21 protein-coding genes are annotated in these 21050 nt (G+C 62.3%); 10 read left to right on the top strand and 11 right to left on the bottom strand.

Features of this window, described 5'->3' with window-relative positions; all coding sequences use genetic code 11:
• Positions 1 to 214: 214 nt before the first annotated feature.
• Together dapB and MB84_RS21440 are read right to left on the bottom strand one after the other, a co-directional pair.
• On the bottom strand, positions 215 to 1012 hold the full coding sequence (dapB, locus tag MB84_RS21435) for a 4-hydroxy-tetrahydrodipicolinate reductase (protein ID WP_046293120.1): 798 nt from the start codon (positions 1010 to 1012) through the stop codon (positions 215 to 217).
• 42 nt (positions 1013 to 1054) lie between these two features.
• Entirely contained in the window at positions 1055 to 1762 is a 708-nt protein-coding gene (locus MB84_RS21440) for an outer membrane protein assembly factor BamE (protein ID WP_046293121.1), read from the bottom strand.
• Between the two features lie 165 nt (positions 1763 to 1927).
• On the opposite strand from MB84_RS21440, the gene fur reads away from it, so the two are divergent.
• On the top strand, positions 1928 to 2359 hold the full coding sequence (fur, locus tag MB84_RS21445; RefSeq protein ID WP_039393197.1) for a ferric iron uptake transcriptional regulator: 432 nt from the start codon (positions 1928 to 1930) through the stop codon (positions 2357 to 2359).
• A gap of 170 nt (positions 2360 to 2529) precedes the next feature.
• Positions 2530 to 3393 carry a GumC domain-containing protein gene (locus MB84_RS21450; RefSeq protein WP_046289819.1) on the top strand — a complete coding sequence of 288 codons (864 nt, stop codon included), beginning with the start codon at positions 2530 to 2532 and terminating at the stop codon, positions 3391 to 3393.
• A 99-nt stretch (positions 3394 to 3492) separates the two neighbouring features.
• On the opposite strand, the gene gap is transcribed toward MB84_RS21450, so the two are convergent.
• Both gap and tkt read right to left on the bottom strand, forming a co-directional pair.
• Complete coding sequence (gene gap / locus MB84_RS21455) at positions 3493 to 4503, bottom strand: type I glyceraldehyde-3-phosphate dehydrogenase (protein WP_046289820.1); 1011 nt, start codon at positions 4501 to 4503, stop codon at positions 3493 to 3495.
• Positions 4504 to 4531: 28 nt separating this feature from the next.
• The gene (gene tkt / locus MB84_RS21460) at positions 4532 to 6544 is read right to left on the bottom strand and encodes a transketolase (RefSeq protein ID WP_046289821.1); all 2013 of its coding nucleotides are present in this window, start codon (positions 6542 to 6544) and stop codon (positions 4532 to 4534) included.
• A gap of 197 nt (positions 6545 to 6741) precedes the next feature.
• Between tkt and MB84_RS21465 the strand changes: the two genes are divergently transcribed.
• From MB84_RS21465 to MB84_RS21480, 4 genes are all read left to right on the top strand, one after another.
• On the top strand, positions 6742 to 7674 hold the full coding sequence (locus MB84_RS21465; protein ID WP_052652666.1) for a spermine/spermidine synthase domain-containing protein: 933 nt from the start codon (positions 6742 to 6744) through the stop codon (positions 7672 to 7674).
• 161 nt (positions 7675 to 7835) lie between these two features.
• On the top strand, positions 7836 to 8258 hold the full coding sequence (locus tag MB84_RS21470; protein WP_046289822.1) for a VOC family protein: 423 nt from the start codon (positions 7836 to 7838) through the stop codon (positions 8256 to 8258).
• Between the two features lie 118 nt (positions 8259 to 8376).
• Positions 8377 to 9114, top strand: a complete 738-nt coding sequence (locus MB84_RS21475) for a 16S rRNA (uracil(1498)-N(3))-methyltransferase (RefSeq protein ID WP_046289823.1) — start codon at positions 8377 to 8379, stop codon at positions 9112 to 9114.
• A gap of 50 nt (positions 9115 to 9164) precedes the next feature.
• On the top strand, positions 9165 to 9797 hold the full coding sequence (locus MB84_RS21480; RefSeq protein WP_046289824.1) for a YidB family protein: 633 nt from the start codon (positions 9165 to 9167) through the stop codon (positions 9795 to 9797).
• Positions 9798 to 9962: 165 nt separating this feature from the next.
• Here MB84_RS21480 and MB84_RS21485 read toward each other — a convergent pair whose 3' ends face one another.
• From MB84_RS21485 to MB84_RS21495, 3 genes are all read right to left on the bottom strand, one after another.
• Positions 9963 to 10511: a barstar family protein gene (locus MB84_RS21485; RefSeq protein WP_046289825.1), complete on the bottom strand. Its 549-nt coding sequence runs from the start codon at positions 10509 to 10511 to the stop codon at positions 9963 to 9965.
• 7 nt (positions 10512 to 10518) lie between these two features.
• The gene (locus MB84_RS21490; protein WP_046293123.1) at positions 10519 to 10914 is read right to left on the bottom strand and encodes a guanyl-specific ribonuclease; all 396 of its coding nucleotides are present in this window, start codon (positions 10912 to 10914) and stop codon (positions 10519 to 10521) included.
• Positions 10915 to 11283: 369 nt separating this feature from the next.
• Positions 11284 to 13587 carry an NADP-dependent malic enzyme gene (locus MB84_RS21495; RefSeq protein WP_046289826.1) on the bottom strand — a complete coding sequence of 768 codons (2304 nt, stop codon included), beginning with the start codon at positions 13585 to 13587 and terminating at the stop codon, positions 11284 to 11286.
• Positions 13588 to 13916: 329 nt separating this feature from the next.
• Between MB84_RS21495 and thiL the strand changes: the two genes are divergently transcribed.
• From thiL to MB84_RS21510, 3 genes are read left to right on the top strand one after another with little or no spacing between them, the layout of a single operon-like run.
• Positions 13917 to 14915, top strand: coding sequence for a thiamine-phosphate kinase (thiL, locus tag MB84_RS21500; RefSeq protein WP_046293124.1), 999 nt, complete (start codon positions 13917 to 13919; stop codon positions 14913 to 14915).
• Complete coding sequence (locus tag MB84_RS21505) at positions 14912 to 15433, top strand: phosphatidylglycerophosphatase A family protein (protein ID WP_046289827.1); 522 nt, start codon at positions 14912 to 14914, stop codon at positions 15431 to 15433. Before thiL ends, MB84_RS21505 begins: the two co-directional genes overlap by 4 nt.
• 20 nt (positions 15434 to 15453) lie before the next feature.
• Entirely contained in the window at positions 15454 to 15957 is a 504-nt protein-coding gene (locus tag MB84_RS21510) for a CinA family protein (protein ID WP_039393234.1), read from the top strand.
• Positions 15958 to 16184: 227 nt separating this feature from the next.
• On the opposite strand, the gene pyrF is transcribed toward MB84_RS21510, so the two are convergent.
• Both pyrF and corA read right to left on the bottom strand, forming a co-directional pair.
• The gene (gene pyrF / locus MB84_RS21515; protein ID WP_046289828.1) at positions 16185 to 16997 is read right to left on the bottom strand and encodes an orotidine-5'-phosphate decarboxylase; all 813 of its coding nucleotides are present in this window, start codon (positions 16995 to 16997) and stop codon (positions 16185 to 16187) included.
• A 162-nt stretch (positions 16998 to 17159) separates the two neighbouring features.
• On the bottom strand, positions 17160 to 18122 hold the full coding sequence (gene corA / locus MB84_RS21520; RefSeq protein ID WP_046289829.1) for a magnesium/cobalt transporter CorA: 963 nt from the start codon (positions 18120 to 18122) through the stop codon (positions 17160 to 17162).
• A 336-nt stretch (positions 18123 to 18458) separates the two neighbouring features.
• Between corA and MB84_RS21525 the strand changes: the two genes are divergently transcribed.
• Positions 18459 to 19334, top strand: a complete 876-nt coding sequence (locus MB84_RS21525; RefSeq protein WP_046293125.1) for a mechanosensitive ion channel family protein — start codon at positions 18459 to 18461, stop codon at positions 19332 to 19334.
• A gap of 64 nt (positions 19335 to 19398) precedes the next feature.
• On the opposite strand, the gene mtgA is transcribed toward MB84_RS21525, so the two are convergent.
• Together mtgA and aroE are read right to left on the bottom strand one after the other, a co-directional pair.
• A complete protein-coding gene (mtgA, locus tag MB84_RS21530) occupies positions 19399 to 20157 on the bottom strand; it encodes a monofunctional biosynthetic peptidoglycan transglycosylase (protein ID WP_046293126.1) in 759 nt (252 codons plus the stop codon).
• 8 nt (positions 20158 to 20165) lie between these two features.
• On the bottom strand, positions 20166 to 21038 hold the full coding sequence (gene aroE, locus MB84_RS21535) for a shikimate dehydrogenase (RefSeq protein ID WP_046289830.1): 873 nt from the start codon (positions 21036 to 21038) through the stop codon (positions 20166 to 20168).
• Between the last annotated feature and the right edge of the window lie 12 nt (positions 21039 to 21050).

The raw sequence follows: 21050 nt of genomic DNA on the forward strand, positions 1-21050 counted from the left end.
AACGCCGCCGGAAGTGGATTCGGCGTGACGTTGGCGAGGGGATGTGACCTTTGCGTCACTTTCGCTTCCGATTCGGCGCGTCTGTCGTACGACCGTCGGTGGAGCGCGCCGCGATGGCGGCATCCGGGACCGGCCTGCGGCGCCTGAGTCTATCCGACCTGACGCCCTTGGAGCGCTCAGGCCAGCACCGCTGACCGCCCGGTGGAACCTATGATCAGCGTAGGCCCAGCACGTCTTGCATGTCGAACAGGCCGGTCTTGTACTGTGCGAGGAAACGCGCCGCACGCAGCGATCCCTGCGCATACGACAGGCGGCTCGACGACTTGTGCGTGATTTCGATACGCTCGCCGATCCCGGCGAACAGCACCGTGTGATCGCCGACGATATCGCCGCCGCGCACCGTCGCGAAACCGATCGTCGACGGATCGCGTTCGCCGGTCACTCCTTCACGGCCATAAATCGCACATTCCTTCAGATCGCGGCCCAGCGCTTCGGCCACCACTTCGCCCATGCGCAGCGCCGTACCCGACGGGGCATCGACCTTGTGACGGTGATGGGCCTCGATGATTTCGATGTCGTAGCCGGTATTCAGAATCTTCGCAGCGATTTCGAGCAGCTTGAACGTAGCATTCACGCCCACACTCATGTTCGGCGCGAACACGACGGCGACCTGTTCCGCGCCCTTAGCCAGGCGCGCCTTGTCCTCTTCCGAGAAACCGGTCGTGCCGACGATCATCTTCACGCCGTGCTTTTGTGCGGCCGCCAGATGCGTCAGCGTGCCTTCCGGGCGCGTAAAGTCGATGAGGTATTCGGCATCGGCCAGCGCGGCGTCGAGATCGGCAGTGATCTTCACGCCGGTGTCGCGGCCGAGGAACGCGCCGGCATCGATGCCGAGCGCCGGGCTGCCTTCACGGTCGAGTGCGCCGACCAGCTCGGCGTCGTCTGCCGCGAGCACGGTTTCGATCAGCATCCGGCCCATACGGCCGGAGGCCCCTGCAATCGCAATCTTCATCATGGTGAGTCTTTCGTCGTCTTTCTACTGACTTTCCGTCGCTTACTGCGGTGCCGAGAACAGGCCACCGCCCGAGGTCACGCGCGGCGAGGGCACGAGGCCGGTGCCCGTGGGCTTGGCCGATGCACCGGTGCCGGCGGCAGGCTGCGAGGTTTGCGGTGCCGGCTTGGCAGCGGCAGCCACGTTGGCGGCGGCAGCGTCCGTCGACACGGTCGCGACGTCGGTCGGGGCCGGTGCGGCGGTCGGTGCCACTGCAGCGGCGTCCGGCGACGGTGCGGCGGCTTCGGCGGCCGCTGCGCTCGCCGTCGACGGCGCCGGCGCTTCCGTCTTCACGGTCTTGCCCTTCTGGCCGTCGATTTCCTGCACCAGTTGATACTCGGTCGGCAGATTTTCGCCGCCTTCCCAACGTGCCAGCGTGTCGCCTTCGAAGTACACCTTCAGGTGACGTTCCTGAACGACCGACGCGTTGCCGCGCTTGAAGTAGAAAACGTAATCCCAGCGATTCGCATGAAAGATGTCGGTGAGCAGCGGCGTGCCGAGCAGCTGGCGCACCTGATCGCGCGTCATACCTGCCTTGAGCTGCTCGTAGGCTTCCTTCGAGACGAAGTTGCCCTGAACGATGTTGATTCGATATGGCGTGACCACGCCGATGACCTTGTCGGTCACGCTGTCATACGTCGAGCAGCCCGCCAGGGCAAGGAATGCCGCAGCTGCGCAGACGGAAAACGGAAGGGAGAGATAACGACGCAAATCTGACTCGCTTTCAAAAAGATCGAACTTGAATCCGGCACGCCGGGCGCGCCGCCACATCGCCCCCGTTGACGGCACAACCGTCCCGATTGCCCCGGTTTGCGCCCGGGCAAGGCAAAAAGGCATTATTATTGGGGCTGTATTGTACTCTAGGGACGTAGAGCGATGCCGAATCCCGCCGATTTGAAAAATATCGGACTGAAAGCCACGCTTCCGCGCCTCAAGATTCTGGAGATCTTCCAGAACAGTGAGGTGCGCCATTTGACCGCTGAAGACGTATATCGTCATCTGCTCGGCGAAAATCTCGATATCGGCCTGGCCACGGTTTACCGTGTCCTGACCCAGTTCGAGCAAGCCGGGCTATTGTCGCGCAGCAACTTTGAATCCGGCAAGGCCGTTTTCGAACTCAACGAAGGCCATCACCACGATCACCTCGTGTGCATGGATTGCGGACGCGTCGAAGAATTCTTCGATGCCGAGATCGAACGCCGTCAGAAGTTGATCGCCAAAGAGCGCGGCTTCGCACTTCAGGAGCACTCGCTCGCCATGTACGGTAGTTGCACAAAGGATCCGTGCCCCCACCGTCAAAAAAATTAAAAAAATAGCTGTCAGAATGCCTTCGGACGAAGGCATTCAGGGATTTCCCCATCTTTCGGCCGCCGGGTTTAATTCCTGCATCGGCGCGCATCGTCTACAATAAACCTCCCCGTAAGATACGTTGAGACGCAGATCGCGTCTTCGCGGGACCGCATTTAAGCCTGGCCCCTATGACTAACGAAGAAATCCCCAACGACATGGTACGGAACGACGTAGACGAGATTACGTTCGCAGATGTTCTTGGTTTCATTCGCGACAATCTGGCAGTCATTGCCGGCGTTGCCGTGGTCGGTGCTGCAATCGGTATTGGCAGCACTTTCGCCTTTCACAAGCAATGGGAAGGTAAGGTCACACTGCAAATCGGTCGCGCCGCCGGCTCGCCGGTCGCGGGTCCGGACGGCCCCCTTATCGAGTCGATTCAGCAAACTGTGGGCCGGGTGCAATTGAGCACGTTCCGCGACAAAGTGACATCCGAGGTCATGCCGCAATTGCAGGGCAATGTCGAGGAACTGCGTAAGACGGTGGCATGGAACGCGTTGAAGGCGCGCCCGATTCAGGGCACGGCGTACATGGAGATATCGGCGCGCGGGACTTCACCTGAGCAGGCAGAGCAAGTTCTCACGGTCGCGACGCACCGTATCGAAACGGAACACGCTGCGATTCTGGAGCGTGCCCGAGCCCTGCCGAAGCAGCAGTTGAGTGTCATCGATGCCGCCATCGAGTCAAACACCAAGGCCCAGGAAGAACTGAGCGCTGCGCTCGCGCATTCGAAGAATACAGATTCGGTGATCGCGCTGGGCGCTTTGCAGAACAGCCGCACGGAGCGTGCCACGCTTAACGATAGCCGCTACCGTGTCTCGCAATTGCTCGCGCCGGATCAGTCGTACAACACGCGCGTCGTGAGCGAGGTGCAGATCGGGCAGAACGCTGCGTTTCCGCGCAAGTTGTACTTCGGCGGTGCCGGCCTTGTACTCGGCGCAATCGTCGGTGTGCTGATCGGGCTGGCTCGCAAATCGCGCGTACAGAGCACCTGATCGGCGAAACGCGATCGCGCGATTCCGACGCATCGCCCGCATTAATGTAAAAAGCCGCTGTCTTTCGACAGCGGCTTTTTTGACTTCCGTGAGCGGCGATTACTTCGCAGCCATCAGCGCGACGGTCGTGTCGAGCATGCGGTTCGAGAAGCCCCACTCGTTGTCGTACCACGAGCTGACCTTCACCAGACGACCGGACACCTTCGTCAGCGTGCCGTCGAAGTTCGACGACGCCGGGTTGTGGTTGAAGTCGACCGACACCAGCGGCGCCGTGTTGTACGTAGCGACTGCCTTCAACGAACCTTCGGCAGCTTCCTTCAGGATTGCGTTGACTTCGTCCACCGTCGTGTCGCGCTTGGCGATGAACGACAGATCAACGATCGACACGTTGATCGTCGGGACGCGAATGGCGTAGCCGTCGAGCTTGCCGTTGAGTTCCGGCAGCACCAGACCGACGGCGGAAGCTGCACCCGTCTTCGTCGGGATCATGCTCATCGTGGCCGAACGGGCGCGACGCAGATCTTCGTGATAGACGTCCGTCAGCACCTGGTCGTTCGTGTAGGCGTGAACGGTCGTCATCAGGCCCGTTTCCAGACCGATCTTGTCGTGCAGCGGCTTGACCAGCGGTGCCAGGCAGTTCGTGGTGCACGAAGCGTTCGAGATGACCGTGTCGGTCGACTTGAGCACGCCTTCGTTCACGCCGAACACGACCGTCGCGTCCACATCCTTGCCACCCGGGGCCGAGATGATGACCTTCTTCGCGCCGCCTTTCAGGTGAGCGCTGGCCTTTTCCTTCGTGGTGAAGAAGCCGGTGCACTCGAGCACGACGTCCACGTTCAGCTCGCCCCACGGCAGTTCGGCCGGGTTGCGGTTGGCCAGTACGCGAATCTTGTCGCCGTTGACGACCATGAAGTCGCCGTCGACCGACACCGTGCCCGGGAACTTGCCGTGCGCGGTGTCGTATTGCGTCAGGTGAGCGTTCGTCTGTGCATTGCCGAGATCGTTGATGGCAACGATTTCGATGTCGTGCTTCTTGCCACCTTCGTAGTGGGCACGCAGTACGTTGCGGCCGATACGGCCGTAGCCGTTAATAGCGACGCGAATGGTCATGGGGGTATCTCCGTAAGGTCTAACGAAATCAGCCAAGCACGGACTTTGCCGTCGCCACCACGTGGTCGACGGTGAAGCCGAAGTGTTTGAACAGCACGCCGGCCGGAGCCGACTCGCCAAAGGTATCGATGCCGACCACGCCGCCTTCCAGGCCGACGTACTTATGCCAGAACGCCGTCACACCGGCTTCCACGGCCACACGCGGCACGCCGCGCGGCAGCACGCTCTCGCGGTAGGCCTTGTCCTGACGATCGAACACATTGGTCGACGGCATGGACACGACACGTGCAGCAATCCCTTCGGCTGCCAACGCTTCGGCGCCCTTGAGTGCCAGGTCCATTTCCGAGCCGGTCGCGATCAGGACGATCTGCGGATTGGCCACGTCGCGCAGCACGTAGCCGCCACGACGAATATCGGCGATCTGCGCATCGCTGCGCGACACGAACGGCAAGTTCTGACGGCTCAGCACCAGGCTTGACGGACCGTCGTGACGCTCCACCGCAGCCACCCACGCAGCCGCCGTTTCCGTCGTATCGCACGGACGCCACAGATCCATTTGCGGAATCAGTCGCAGGCTCGAGACATGCTCGATCGACTGGTGCGTCGGGCCGTCTTCGCCCAGACCGATCGAATCGTGCGTGAACACGAAGATCGAACGCAGCTTCATGAGCGCGGCCATGCGCAGCGCATTGCGGCTGTAGTCGGAGAACGTCAGGAACGTGCCGCCGAACGGGATGTACCCCCCGTGCAGCGCAATGCCGTTCATGATGGCGCTCATGCCGAACTCGCGCACACCGTAGTTGATGTGATTGCCGAACTGCACGCCGTCTGCATTGGCGCGCACCGCCTTGCTGGCCTTCCAGTTCGTGAGGTTCGAGCCGGTCAGGTCGGCCGAGCCGCCCAGGAATTCCGGCAGCACGGCGGCGAGCCCTTCGATGGCGAGTTGCGACGCCTTACGCGTTGCCACCGTCTCGGCCTTCTCGTTCGTCTTGGCGATGAGGGCGGCGGCGACCGCCTTGAAGTCACCGGGCAACTCGCCCTTCATGCGGCGCTCGAACTCGGCAGCTTCTGCGGGGAACTGGCCACGATAGGCGGCGAAACGTTCGTTCCACGCGGCTTCGGCCTGCTGACCGGCAGCCTTCGCGTCCCACGCGGCATAGACGTCGGCCGGCACTTCGAACGGCGGCAGATTCCAGCCGAGCGCTGCGCGCGTCGCGGCGATTTCATCGGCACCCAGCGGCGCGCCGTGCACGTCGTGACCGCCTTCCTTGTTCGGTGCGCCCTTGCCGATCAGCGTCTTGCAGCAGATCAGCGTCGGACGGTCGGACTTCTTGGCCTGAGCGATAGCAGCGTCGACCGCATCGGCGTCATGACCGTCGATACCGCGAATCACGTTCCAGCCATAGGCTTCGAAACGCTTCGGCGTATCGTCGGCAAACCAGTATTCAACGTCGCCATCGATCGAGATGCCGTTGTCGTCGTACAGCGCGATGAGCTTGTTAAGACGCAGCGTGCCCGCGAGCGAACAGGCTTCGTGCGAGATGCCTTCCATCAGGCAGCCGTCGCCGAGGAACGCGTACGTATAGTGATCGACGATGTCGTTGCCCGGACGGTTGAATTCCTTGGCGAGCAGCGCTTCGGCGAGTGCGAAACCGACAGCATTGGTGATGCCCTGACCCAGCGGGCCCGTGGTCGTCTCGACGCCCGGCGTAATGCCCACTTCCGGGTGCCCCGGCGTCTTGCTGTGCAGTTGGCGGAAGTGCTTGAGCTCTTCGATCGGCAGGTCGTAACCCGTCAGATGCAACAACGAGTAGATCAGCATCGAGCCGTGACCGTTCGACAACACGAAGCGATCGCGGTCGGCCCAATGCGGATTGGTGGGGTTGTGCTTGAGGTGGCGGCCCCACAGAGCGACCGCGATATCGGCCATGCCCATGGGCGCGCCAGGGTGACCGGAGTTGGCCTGTTGGACCGCATCCATGGAAAGGACGCGAATAGCAGAGGCCATCAGCGCAGCCGTAGCAGGAGAGGAGTTCGTCATGGTGACCAGCCGGAAGAGCGGGCGTGCCCCGTTGCCGCGAGCTGCCGCGCGAAATTCAAATGCGGGAAAAGACCAAGATTTTACCAGAATCGCCCCCTGCCCGGGTCGATCACGGCGAACTTCCTCAACCGGCGGGAACGTGGAATCATGCGAAGAAGTGATGCGATCGCCACAAATTAGAGGAAGTTGTCTTGCCAATGCCCGAAAAACACGACACCTCCGCCAGCCAATCCGGCACCCCGGCGGCCTCGCCCGCCAAACTGACAACGTCTTACGGCGCGCCGCTCGGGCCGTGGGCAGGCTACACGTTCGCCGCGATGCCGGTTTACGCCACGACGTCACCTCATCAGCACATCGAGATCGTGGATTTGCCAGCGTTCGGCGAACTCGGGCGCGCCTACCGGCTCGACGGCCGATTCATGGCGTCGCTGGCCGACGCCCACATCTGTCATGAGTGCATGGTGCATCCGCTGCTGCTCGCGCACGGCAACGCGCGACGCGTGCTGATCCTCGGCGGCGGGGACGGCGGCTCCGCGCGCGAAGCGCTGCGGCATGCCAGTGTGCTGGAAGTGGTCGTTGCCGAACTCGACGCGCAGGTGCCCGCCGCCATTCTTCAGTACATGCCAGCGCTGGCCGATGGCGCATTCGACGATCCCCGCACCACGCTCGCCATCGGCGACGCACGGGATCTTGTCGACGCGGCATTGGCATGCGGCGAGCACTTCGACGCCATCCTCTTCGATCTGACGGAAGCCGACGGCAATGCGGCTTCGCTGCACGATGCAGCATTCTTCGCGAAAGTCCGCGACTTGCTTGGCCCACGCGGCGGCATCGCCCTGCAACTGGGTGCGCCGTGGTACGAAGGCGCGCAAGTGCGTCGCATGCTCGACGCGCTGCGTTCGGTGTTCGCATGCGTCTTACCGATGACCGCCTACGTCCCGCTTTACGGCACGCAATGGGCCCTCGCGATTGCCAGTCATTCACTCAACGCGAGCGATGTCGCCGCACTGACGGAGAATTCGTCGTCAGTGGCGCTCCAAGGGGTGCGCCACTATTCGCCGACCCGTCACGCCGCGCTCTTCGATATCCCGCCGGAATTGAGCGCCATCCTCGGTCCCATCGGCTCGTAATGCCCGACGCCGTCAGTCGTTCGACGCTGGTCGGACATGATCGGCTGCGCCATTGTGCGCAGCGGATGAAGCGGATACGCGTTCCTTGTATATTGGGAACTTGCCAGGACCGCCGGCCTCCCATCGATTTCGCTCGCCGACGCCCCCAACGGAGCAGACCCATGTCCGATCCCCGCCCCTCTCACGTACCGTGGCTCACGCCGTATCTGACCGTTCGCGATGCGCGCGCGTCCGCCACGTTCTACGAGCAGGCCTTCGGCTTTTCCGTGCATGACATGGTGGACGACGACGGCGCGGTGATGCACGTCGAAATGTTCTATCAGGGACAGTTGATCCTGATGTTCGCCCCCGAAGGCGCGTTCGCGACGACCGCGCGCACGCCGCGCACCTCGGGCGTTGAGGCGCCGCAGAGCTTCTATGTCTACACTGAGGATGTCGACGCGCTTTACGCACGTGCGACCGCTGCCGGCGCCAAGGGACTGATGCCACCGAGCGATCAGTTCTGGGGCGATCGCTTCTGCCAACTGGAAGACCCGGACGGTTACCGGTGGGGCTTCGCCCGGCCCGTTGCACCTCGCAGTTGAAGCCATCTGCGCGCACGCCAACGTCAGGCGTCGGGACACATTGGGGTATGCTTCTGTCACCGACGCCACCATCGGCCGCCATCCTCACCCTCCTCCTCACCCACGCCCGCTCGCCCGAATGCCTCGCTTTTTCATCGATGCGCCGCTGCATGCCGGCGCCCTCCTCGACCTTCCGGACTCGGTCGTTCGCCACGCCCAGGTCCTGCGCCTGAAGACAGGCGATACGCTCACGCTATTCAATGGCACGGGCGGCGAATATCCCGCAGTACTGACGACGCTGGAAAAGCGTCACGCGACGGCGCAGCTGGGTGAGCACGACCGTCGCGAAGCCGAGCCCCCCTATCGCATTACGTTGGCGCAAGGCATCGCAGGCGGCGACAAAATGGACTGGCTCATCGAGAAAGCCATCGAGCTCGGCGTGACGGAAATTCAACCGCTCGCGACGGAACGTTCGGTCATTCGCCTAGAAGGGGAGCGCGCCGCCAAACGCGTCGCGCACTGGCAAGCGCTAGTGCAAGCCGCGTGCGAACAGTGCGGACGAAATCGAGTGCCGAAGGTGCTGCCGATCCGTCCGATTACGGCATGGCTCGGTGACAGGGATGTCATAAAGAGTGAGGGATGGCGTGTGCTATTGTCACCTCGAGCAGACAGCGGATTCGATTCGCTACCGCTGGACGTGCCGTCCGCGCCTGGCGTTCTGCTCTTCGGCCCCGAAGGTGGGCTGGCACCTCAGGAGGAAGCGCTCGCGCGGCAGGCCGGATTTTCGGCCATCCGTCTTGGCGAGCGCATTCTTCGGACCGAAACGGCGGGCATGGCAGTCCTCGCTGCATTGGCCGCTCGCTGGGGCGGATGGTAAGCATCGATGATTCGAGAAAACGGCCTCACAAGCCTTAAGGAGTAATCGTCATGGGTATCCTCGACAACATTCTCGGTAGTGGGTCCGGCAATCAGGCCGGTGGCGGCGGTTTCAGCACGAAGACTATGTTGCTGATGGGCTTGCTGGCGATGATTGCCAGCCGCTCGGGTGGCGCTCAGGGTCAGGGTGGTGAAGGCGGAGGTTTGCTCGGCGGCCTCGGTGGCGCCCTTGGCGGCATGCTCGGTGGCGGCGCGGCAGGCGGTGCCGGTGGTGCGGGCGGTCTGGGCGATTTACTTGGCAGACTACTCGGCGGCGCACAGTCGCCTGCGGCAGGTGCACCGGGGGCACCGGATGGCGGTCTGCTAGGACAACTCGGCGGGTTGGGCGGTCTGGCGCAAGTGCTGAACCAGGGAGGCTTGGGCGAAGCCGTTAACTCCTGGGTCGGCACGGGTGCCAATCAGGCGGTCAGGGCCGACCAGGTCGCGCAAGCGCTCGGCCCCGGCGGTCAGTTACAGCAATTGGCAAGCTCGGCGGGCGTCTCGGAAAGCGAAGCGGCACAGGAGTTGTCGGATCTGCTGCCCAAGGTCGTCAATCAGTTGACGCCGAACGGCTCGCTGCCGCAAGGCTCGCTGGATCTGGCTTCACTGGCTCAACAGTTCCTCGGCCGCAACCACACCGGCTGACTTGCAACGAACGGCCGGAAACGAAAAAGGTCCGCAGTGCGGACCTTTTTCTTGCGCTTCGCCTACAGAAACCGCGGGGAACCTGCCGTTATCCGCGACAAAGCGATGTTCGCGGACCTTTCACGGGCGTTTTGGGGACGTTTTCCGTCAGACGATACGTGAGTCTTAGGCAAACGAGTAGAAAACGCGGAAGCTCACGCGACGCTCGCTCCAGAACTCGGCGGTATCGCGAAACACTTCAAGCAGGGTCTCGCGGCCATCCTTGTCGAATTTGGTGACGACCGGCAAGCCTTCCAGCACGACGACAAACCCGGGTTGCGGCCCGCAGTGGGCGACCAGATCGGTCAGACAATCATGCAACGCGTCGTAATTCTTTCCGAAATGCTTCGGGAAGAGGAACGATGTGGCGATCGTCCCGAGCACTTCCGCCTTGCTTTGTGCATGCGAGCAATTGGCATAGAGGAAGTGCTGTCCGAGCCGCTCGGCTTCCGCCGCCAGTTCCGGCACGCGGAATGCACGGATCGACTGCACGATGTTCGGCCTCACGGCCTGGAAAAGACTCATATCTCCCTCTTCCGATAGGCTACGGCGATGGCCAGCCCGCGCGACAGCATGCAGGCCCAGCACCTGCTTGAACAAGTTGCCCTCGCCCGCACCGAATGGATCTGCCATAAGATCTTTCCCGCGTTCTTGTGCGAAAACCGGCTCACTCATACTGCTGTCATTCCCTTATTCGTCTAAAGCTGTTGTAGTGGTCTTGGGTGTAGTAACACGGCTCGACCGCACGTTGGTTACCGCCACAGATGATGCGCCTGGCACCTCTATTGCGGGCACCGGGAGTCGGCACCGTATATTCATGGTAATAGCCACGCGGCATTTTGGGCAGGCGCTTTTCGTAGTTCCCGAACGTGATGCCATCTTTGGCATAGGGAAACGGCCCGCCCTGGGCAATCAGCGTCAGCGTGCGCTGCGCTTCGCGAGGCAACTCGGCAACGGAGACCGTTGCTGTTTGATCCGTGACGTATGGCGCGGTTTCGCGCGCCACAGCGTTAGCCCCCAGAAAGACACTTCCCGCCGCAGCCAGTGCCACGATGCTCCGATGAAGCCAACGTGCCATTGTCATAGCTAGCTGTCGCCCGGCGCGGCGTTGCGCTACCGGCCCGTTCTGGTGGGTGAAGCCGTAAGATTATCGCTATTGGTCATCAGAATCAATGTCGGCTTACATTTTGCAACCAAACTACTCAACAAATTCACGAAAACACAAGGATTTTCACGACAGTAAGCACACACATCGAGATATACGATGCCAAAAAATGCATCGCCCTCATAACAAAACGCCGCGCCTGAAGGGGCGCGGCGTTTCTTTCTTATATCCGCTAACGGGGACCAAACCGCTGCGAACCACCGGGTGCTGACGTTAAATCAGTCGCCTCGGTCTGCGCTGCCGGTTCGGCCCGCTCGAACCAGTCGATCGAGCTTCGTCGGTTCACCGTCCCTGTTGTTGCGCGGCTGCGTCGGCCACGACCAGCGCCACCATATTGATAATGCGACGCACCGTCGCCGATTCGGTCAGAATGTGCACCGGCTTTGCCGCACCCAGCAGAATCGGCCCGATCGCCACGTTGTTACCGGCAGCGGTCTTGAGCAGGTTGTAGGCAATGTTGGCGGCGTCGATATTCGGCATTACCAGCAAGTTGGCCGCGCCGGTCAGGGTCGAATCCGGCATGATGCGCGCGCGCAACTCCGGGTCCAATGCACAATCACCGTGCATTTCGCCGTCAACCTCCAATTCTGGCGCACGCTCCTGCAGGATCTCCAGCGTTTCGCGCATCTTGCGGGCGCAAATCGCATCGCTCGTACCAAAGTTCGAATGCGACAGGAGCGCGACCTTCGGCTGGATACCGAAGCGACGAATCTCGTCCGCAGCCATCAGCGTGATTTCGGCTAGTTGCTCCGCCGTCGGGTCCTGATTGATGTGGGTGTCGACCAGGAAGAGCTGACGATTCGGCAGAACCAGCGCGTTCATTGCGCCATAGACGTTGCCGCCTTCACGCTTGCCGATGACACGGTCGATAAAGTGCAAATGACGTCCCGGCGTCGAGACCGTGCCGCAGATCATGCCATCCGCTTCGCCCTTGCTCACCAGCATGGCCGCGATCAGCGTCGTGCGGCGGCGCATTTCCACGCGCGCGTAGGACGCCGTGACGCCCTTGCGATTCGTCAGACGGTGATACGTTTCCCAGTAATCGCGATAGCGCTCGTCGTGTTCCGGGTTGACCACGGTGAAGTCGACGCCAGGCGTGAGGCGCAGACCATATTGCTGTATGCGATGCTCGATCACGGCCGGGCGACCCACGAGCACTGGCGTTGCGACGCGCTCGTCCACGAGCACTTGCACGGCGCGCAGCACACGTTCCTCTTCACCCTCGGCGAAGGCGATGCGCTTCTTATCGGCCGGCACGCTACGCGCCACCGAGAATAGCGGCTTCATCAGACCGCCACTGTGATACACGAACTGCTGAAGCGACTGCGAATAGGCGTCGATGTCCGCCAACGGGCGCGTTGCCACGCCGGCCGCCATCGCGGCTTCGGCCACGGCGGTGGCGACCTTCACCAACAGACGAGGATCGAAAGGCTTCGGAATCAGGTATTCCGGGCCGAACGACAGGTTCTTGATGCCGTACGCCGAAGCCACGATATCGCTCTGCTCCTGACGCGCCAACTCGGCGAGCGCGTTCACGGCCGCGATTTCCATCGAACGCGTGATCGTCGTCGCACCGACGTCGATCGCGCCACGGAAAATGAACGGGAAGCACAGCACATTGTTGACCTGGTTCGGATAGTCCGTGCGTCCCGTCGCCATCACGCAATCCGGACGCACTTCCTTCGCCAGTTCCGGCGTGATTTCCGGATTCGGGTTGGCCAGCGCGAAGATCAGCGGCTTATCCGCCATCGTCTTCACCATTTCCGGCTTCAGCACACCGGCGGCCGACAACCCAAGGAACACGTCGGCACCGCCGATCACGTCGGCCAGACCGCGGGCTTCCGTCTTCTGCGAGAAGCGAATCTTCTCGGGGTCCATCAGTTCGGTACGCCCCTCGTACACGACCCCGGCCAGATCCGTCACCCAGATATTCTCGATGGGCAGCCCCATGTCCACGAGCAGATCCAGACAGGCGAGTGCTGCCGCACCTGCGCCCGACGTCACGACCTTGACCGATGCCAGGTCCTTGTTAACGACCTTCAACCCGTTAATAAGCGCCGCCGCCACCACGATGGCCGTGCCGTGCTGATCGTCGTGGAAGACCGGAATCTTCATGCGCTCGCGCAACTTGCGTTCCACGATGAAGCATTCGGGGGCCTTGATGTCCTCGAGGTTGATCGCGCCAAACGTCGGTTCGAGCGCCGCGATGATGTCGACCAGCTTCTCCGGGTCCTTCTCCGCGATCTCGATGTCGAACACATCGATATTGGCGAACTTCTTGAACAGCACGCCCTTGCCTTCCATCACCGGCTTCGACGCCAGCGGCCCGATATCGCCAAGGCCGAGCACGGCGGTGCCGTTCGTAATCACGCCGACCAGATTGCCGCGCGCCGTGTAGCGCGAAGCATTGAGCGGATCTACGACGATTTCCTCACACGCCGCCGCGACGCCCGGCGAGTACGCCAGCGCCAGATCGCGCTGGTTCAACAACTGCTTGGTCGGCGCGATAGCGATTTTGCCGGGGGTGGGGAATTCGTGATACTCGAGCGCAGCTTCGCGCAGTTTCGGATCGATCGGCGTGGGCATGAGGGGAAGCTCTTGGCGAACAGGAGGGTCAAATTTTCAGTGCGAATTGTAGCCCTATTTATTCACGTCATTTATGCAAAAAACGGATAACGGCGACGCTCGCAGTGAAGCAATTCCAACCCGATAGTGGCGAATATCCGGCGCAAACTCAACGCTGCATTGCAGCATTGAGCGCGTTTTCGGACAACGGATGAAAAACCGGTAGGGTGTTGTCCGAGACCGGCATGAGAAGGCATCCGAAAACGGAGCCCAAGCCCGCTTACCCGCTTGGGAAACCCACCACGCCCTCTTAGAATAGGGGTTTGCGTCGTATCACTGCCTCGTTGCCCATGACCTCACATCCCACCTCGTCGTCGCTGTCCGAGTTTTCGCTGATCGACCGCTTCTTTGCGGGAGCAACGCACCAGGGCGAGCATGTGACGCTCGGTATCGGCGACGATTGCGCTCTGGTGCGTGCGCCGGCGGGTGAACAACTGGCGATCTCGACCGACATGCTCGTGGAAGGCCGCCATTTCTTTGCGGATGTCGATCCCCGTGCGCTCGGCCACAAGACGCTCGCCGTGAACCTTTCGGATCTGGCCGCGATGGGCGCACGACCGCTGGGGTTCACGCTGGCGCTTGCGTTGCCCGACAGCGATCCGGCGTGGCTCGGTCCGTTTGCGGAGGGCCTCGCCGAACTCGCGGACCGTTACGCTTGCCCGCTCGTCGGCGGCGACACGACACGCGGCCCGCGCAATCTCTGCGTGACGGTCTTTGGCAGCGTGCCCGGCGCACAGGCGCTACGTCGGGATGCGGCGCAACCGGGGGACGACATCTGGGTCTCCGGCACGCTTGGCGATGCGCGCCTCGCGCTCGGCGCGCTGCGCGGCGAATGGTCGTTGCAGGAGAGTGAACTCGCGCTCGTGCGCCGGGCGATGGATTGGCCGGAACCGCAAGTGAAGCTCGGGCTGGCATTGCGCGGTGTGGCGCGCGCTGCGCTGGATATCTCGGACGGCCTGATCGGCGACCTCGGGCATATTCTCGAACGATCCTCGATGCGCGCGAGCATCGATGTCGATGCGCTGCCACGCTCGGATTTGCTCGGCACGCAGTCCTCAGACATTCAGCGGCTTTGCACGCTCGCCGGAGGCGACGACTACCAGCTTTGTTTCTGCGCCGATGTCACACAACGCGGGCGAATCGACGTGATCGGCGACGAACTCGGGATACGTGTCACTCGTATCGGTACAATAGCGCTTCCCGACGCGCGCCGAACGATGCTGCATCTCCATGACAATACGGGCGCAAGCGTCGCTGCCGATTTCAAAAGTTTCGACCATTTCCAATGAGCACTGATCAACCGGCCGCCGTCAATCCGGGCAGCGGCCCGCGCCGGCCGAACTCGCGTTTCCTGCTGTCGCACCCCGTCCATCTGTTTTCGCTCGGCTTCGGCACGGGCTTGTCGTCGTTCGCACCAGGCACGGTGGGAACGCTTTTCGGCTGGGCCTCATATCTGGTGCTGAACCTGTATCTGACGGTGACGGGCTGGGCGGTGCTGATCGCCGCCGCCATCATCGGCGGCATCTGGATCTGCGGCTTTACCGCACGCAAGCTTGGCGTGCAGGACCCGAGCGCTGTCGTGTGGGACGAGATCGTCGCGTTCTGGATCGTGTTGCTGCTCATCACGCCCGCGAGCTTCGTCGGTCAATTAGTCGCGTTCGTGCTGTTCCGCTTCTTCGATGCGGTCAAACCGCCGCCGATCAGCTACTTCGACCGGACCGTCAAGGGCGGTCTCGGCATCATGCTGGACGATCTGGTCGCCGCATTCTGCACGTTGCTCGTCATTGCGCTCTGGCGCTCGATCTGAATTTTTGAAGGCGTCGCCCCGTGGTTTCCGAACAAAATCTTCTGGCCCAATTGTCGGTGAAAGTCGGCAACCGTCTGCGCGATGAGCGCCTGCTGCTGGCAACGGCCGAATCGTGCACCGGCGGCCTCGTCGCTGCGGCCATCACCGACATCTCCGGGAGCAGCAACTGGTTCGAGCGCGGCTTCGTGACGTACTCGAATCAGGCCAAGTCCGAGATGATCGGCGTGCCGCCCGAATTGATCGACAAACACGGCGCAGTGAGTGAACCGGTAGCCCGTGCCATGGCCGAAGGGGCGCTGCTCAACAGCCGAGCGCAAATCTCGCTGTCCATCACCGGCGTGGCTGGCCCCGGTGGCGGGACGGCCGACAAGCCGGTCGGCATGGTCTGCTTCGGCTGGAGCAATCGCGTCACCACTATCGTCGAGACGAAGCATTTCAAGGGCGACCGCACGCAGGTGCGCAGTCAGGCGGCGCAATACGCGCTGCGCGGCGTGATCGAGTTGCTCGATAAGGGTGAAGCGTAATCCAACGCAACCCGAAGCACCGCGACGCTTGCATTTGCCGCATCGGAGGCGTCGCAGCGGCCTAAGTCACGCCTGTGCCGCCTCCGAAGTTCCGACGTATGCGATCGGTTAGCAGGTACGTCCGACGCAGACAATAAAAAACAGCGCCCGCGAATTCGCGAGGCGCTGTTTCTTTGGGTGCTCACATCGATGCGTCGGGCACCGACCTCGCATGGGTCTGCGACGGTTCAGCGATAGGCGTTGATGCTGTCGCGCGTCTTCTGTGCCGCAGCGGCGGCGGCGGTGGCGAAGTGCTCGTCGCGGCCTGCGTAAATGATGGCACGCGACGAATTGATCATCATGCCTGCGCCATTGGCGGTGCGGCCGGCGGTCACCGTCGCCTCGACATCGCCGCCTTGCGCGCCAACGCCCGGAATCAGCAGCGGCATGTCGCCGACGAGGCTACGCACGGTGGCGATCTCCGTCGGGAACGTGGCGCCAACGACCAGGCCAATCTGACCGCTCGTATTCCACGGCCCTGCCGCCAGTCGCGCCACCGTCTGATACAGCGGCTTGCCGTCGACATCCAGGAATTGCAGATCGCTGCCGCCGGGGTTCGACGTCCGGCACAGGACGATCACGCCCTTATCGGCATGCGCGAGATACGGCTCAAGCGAATCGAAACCCATGTACGGGTTCACCGTAACGGCGTCCGCGCGATAACGTTCGAAAGCTTCGCGGGCGTATTGCTCGGCGGTGCTGCCGATATCGCCGCGCTTGGCGTCGAGAATCACCGGCAGACCCGGATGATCGGCATGAATGTGCGCGATCAGTTGTTCGAGCTGGTCTTCGGCGCGATGGGCAGCGAAATAAGCGATCTGCGGCTTGAACGCGCTGGCAAAGGGCGCGGTCGCGTCCACGATCTGACGGCAGAACTCGAAAATCGCGTCCGGTTTGCCTTGCAGATGCGCAGGAAAACGCGACGGTTCGGGGTCAAGGCCGACACACAGCAGCGAGTTGTTGCGCGTCCAGGCGGCGTTGAGAGCTTCGGTGAATGTCATGACGGGGTTCCGGCGGGGTTCCGGCGGTAGTAATCCGACGGAGAGTGATTCGAGTCTGGTTCGATCCTGCAAGGCCGCCATTTTACCTGCTCGGCGGGCCGCCCCTTGAGGACTTTCCGAAGGCCAGCGTTGCACCGGCCTTCGCAGGACTTCATGCAAGCATCAATCCAGCCAGCCGCGATACCGGAAATACAGGAACGGGGCGATGGCCGAAACGATCATCAGCCCCAGGGCGAACGGGTATCCGACCTCCCATCGCAGCTCCGGCATCATCTGGAAGTTCATGCCGTAAATACTGGCGATCAGCGTCGGCGGGAGGAAAGCAACGGCGGCCACCGAAAAGATCTTGATGATCTTGTTCTGGTTGATGTTGATGAAGCCGATGGTGGCGTCCATCAGGAAGTTGATTTTGTCGAACAGGTAGGCGGTGTGATTATCGAGCGACTCGATATCGCGCATGATCTGCTTACCTTCCTGATATTGCTCGTCCTTCAGCATACGGGCACGCATGAGAAACGACACCGCCCGTCGTGTATCCATGACGTTACGGCGAATGCGCCCGTTCAAGTCTTCCTGCGCGGCGACGCTTTCGAGCGCCTTGGCGGCATCCGCGTCGGTGAGGTTCTTGCCCAGCACCCGCTTGCTGACCTCTTCGAGTGCGGCGTACACCCCTTCGAGCGAATCGGCCGAATATTCGGCGTCGGTCGAGTAGAGGTCGAGCAGCACGTCCATGGCGTCGCGCACGGAACCGGGACGAATGCGCGCGCGCATACGCACCAGTCGAAATACCGGCAGATCTTCGTCGTGCACGGAAATCAGCAGATCCTTGACCACCACGAACGCAACAGGGACGTTGCGCGACTGCTCTTCGTCGTCGAGCAGAAAGTCGGTGCGGATATGCAACACGCCGTCATCGTCTTCGTAATATCGCGCCGAAGCTTCGATATCCGTTACTTCGTCACGTGAGGGCAGCTTGACCTTGTAGGCCTCTTCGACCCAGCGGCGTTCCTCGTCGGACTCGCTGTGGAGATCGACCCAGACCGGCGAAACGCTGGCCAGATCGCTGGGATGGTCACAAGTCACCTGCTGCAGGCGGCCATGATGGATGACGAAGGCATTGATCAAACGAGGTTCTCCCTGCTACAAGGCGACGCCAGTGTAGCAGCCGCGCCACAGTCACGCCAATGGCGGCACACCGGTCGTCACGGCACGCTCGCCGCACCCTGTCAGTCGGCACCCGAATCGTTCGTAGGAATACTCCTAAAGTCCGCGATTTCACACGATTCGACGGCGTTGGCTGGCAAGCTCGGCGAACCAATCTACGCACTTTGCGTCAACTTTGATATCGACGCATTTGTCGGCACGCTTTCGTCGGCGTCCAACTCGACGCTTTCATCGGCGCTTTCATCGACGTTTCCGGCTGTTTTCGCGGAAACGTCACCGGACAGGGAGAAATCAAAAATGGCGGAAGTGACTACCCCGCTCACGTCTTTCGACGCTGTGACAGGTTTTCTGGCGGCCAACGCCGTGCACTACGGCTTGTCGTTCCTGCAGGCAGTGCTGATTCTGCTGGTCGGCTTTTGGGTCGCGAAGCGATTGTCCCGCTTCGTCCACAAAACGCTCAGCCGCTCGCCGCACTTCGACGCCACGCTCAAACCGCTGATCGCGTCGGTGGTGCTATGGTCCGTGCGCATCATTACGATCATTGCGGTGCTGGCGCAGTTCGGCGTGCAGACGGCGAGCATCATTGCCGTTCTCGGCGCTGCGGGTCTGGCCATCGGTCTGGCACTGCAGGGCACGTTGCAGAACATTGCCGCAGGCACGATGCTGCTGGTGCTGCGTCCGTTTCGCAATGGCGACTATGTGACGGCCGGGTCCACCGTGGCGGGCACCGTCGAAGAGATCGGCCTATTCACGACGACACTCACGAATGCCGACGGTATTTACGTCTGCGTGCCGAACAACCAGATCTGGGGACAGCCGATCACGAACTACAGCCGCAATGCGACCCGTCGGATGGAAATTACGGTCGGCATTGCGCTGGACGACGACCTCGACGCCGCGATGAGCGCGTTGCGCCAGCACGTGTCGGACGATCAGCGTGTGCTCGACACGCCCGCACCCGAAATCATGGTCAAGCAGGTCAGCGACAGCGCCGTGATCGTGAACGTGCGCGTCTGGTCGTTGCTGGGCAACTACTGGGGGCTGTATTGGGACCTGCAACGTAGCGTGAAGGAGACAGTCGAGGGCGTCGGCTGCTCGCTGCCTTATCCGACGCGCACGGTCATGCAAGTGCCCACGCAAACCATCCCGGACGCGGCACAGCCGCGACATTGATCGCATCCGGCCGACCACGACGAGGCGGCAACCGCTGGCGAGCGCTGGCCATCGCTGAGAACCGCTATTGCGGCAACTCGGCCGCCCCCATCCGACGCGCAATTACCCCGGCGCGTTGCGCGAGATAGGGGGAATTGCGATGCGTATCGAAGTAGCGCGGACGCGGTAGCATGACCGCGAGCCGCGCAGCCTGCCACGGTGAGAGCTTCGATGCCGGAATTCCGTAGTAGTAGCGCGCCGCCGCCTCCGCCCCGAACACGCCCTCGCCCCACTCCACCGAGTTCAGATAGATCTCGAAGATGCGCTGCTTGTCCATCCAGAATTCAAGCATCCAGGTGATGGTGAATTCCTCCGCCTTGCGCAGGTAGCTCTTCTCGCTCGATAGAAACAGATTCTTCGCCAGTTGCTGCGAGATGGTCGATCCGCCCGCGACGATGCGTCCCTTCTTCTGATTCTTCTCCCACGCGCCGAGCATTGCGTCGATTTCGTAGCCGTCGTGATTGACGAAGTTAGCGTCTTCGCTGGCGATGATCGCGCGCTTCAGATTGCGCGAAATCTGGTCGTACGACACCCATTCGTGTCGCAGTGTCGCTTTCGGATCCGTCTCATGAAGCCGCGCTTCGGCGGCGCGCATGAACGCCGTCGACTGCGGATTGAAGCGCACCCACCAACCGATTTGCAGGAAGTAGTAAAGCTGCGTCGCCAGCACGCCCACGATCAGCAGCGTGATGAAGTAGCCCGCCCATTGCCACGGTCCCCAGACGCGTTTGCGACGGGTGCCGTTCGCGCGGGGAGTCCGTGATGTGCGTCGCTGGGCAGCCATCGGCACGGTCAGCTTTGGGCGTTGAGCCGGGCACCCAACGCTGCGCGCACCACGTCGGTCGTCGGCCGCATACCACGCCACACGGCAAACGCTTCGGCCGCCTGCTCGACGAGCATGCCCAGTCCGTCCGACGCCGTCGCCGCGCCGGAGGCCAACGCGTGCGTCATGAAGACCGTTGGCTGCGCCCCGTACATCATGTCGTAGGCGAGCGACCCCGTGGCATAGGCACCCGCAGGCAATGGCGGGACTTCGCCCTGGAGGCTGCCAGCCGTGGCGTTGATGACGACGTCGAATCCGGCGGGAACGGCCGCCCAACCGCCACCGCCCAACGCCACATCGTGATGTGCGGCCGCATCGGCAAACCGGGCGACGAGTTCATCGGCGCGCGCCGCTGTGCGATTCGCGACGAAGAGCGACGCCGGTTTTGCCTCGATCAGCGGCAGCATCGCGCCACGCGACGCGCCACCTGCGCCCAGCAGCAACACGCGGCGTCCGGCGAGCGTGACGCCGAGCGGGCCTTCGATGTCGCGCACCAGTCCGACGCCATCCGTGTTGTCGCCGGTGATGCCTTGCGCATCGAATACCAGCGTGTTGACAGCCCCCGCCGCTTGCGCGCGCTCGGTGAGCCGATCCGCCAATGCATGGGCTTCGAGCTTGAACGGCACGGTCACGTTGGCCCCACGCGCCCCCTGTTCGATGAACGTGCGCACCGTCGCGGCAAACGCGTCGAGCGGCGCGAGCAGACGCTCATAGACGAGTCGCTGCCCCGTCTCCCGCGCGAACTCGGCGTGAATGAAGGGCGACTGGCTATGTTCGACAGGATGACCGATCACCGCGTAGCGATCGGCGGGCAAATCCCCGGCAGGCGTTTGGTTTGTCATCGTTTTCAAAGA

Origin of the sequence: Pandoraea oxalativorans, assembly GCF_000972785.3 — a bacterium.
GTDB classification, from domain to species: domain Bacteria; phylum Pseudomonadota; class Gammaproteobacteria; order Burkholderiales; family Burkholderiaceae; genus Pandoraea; species Pandoraea oxalativorans.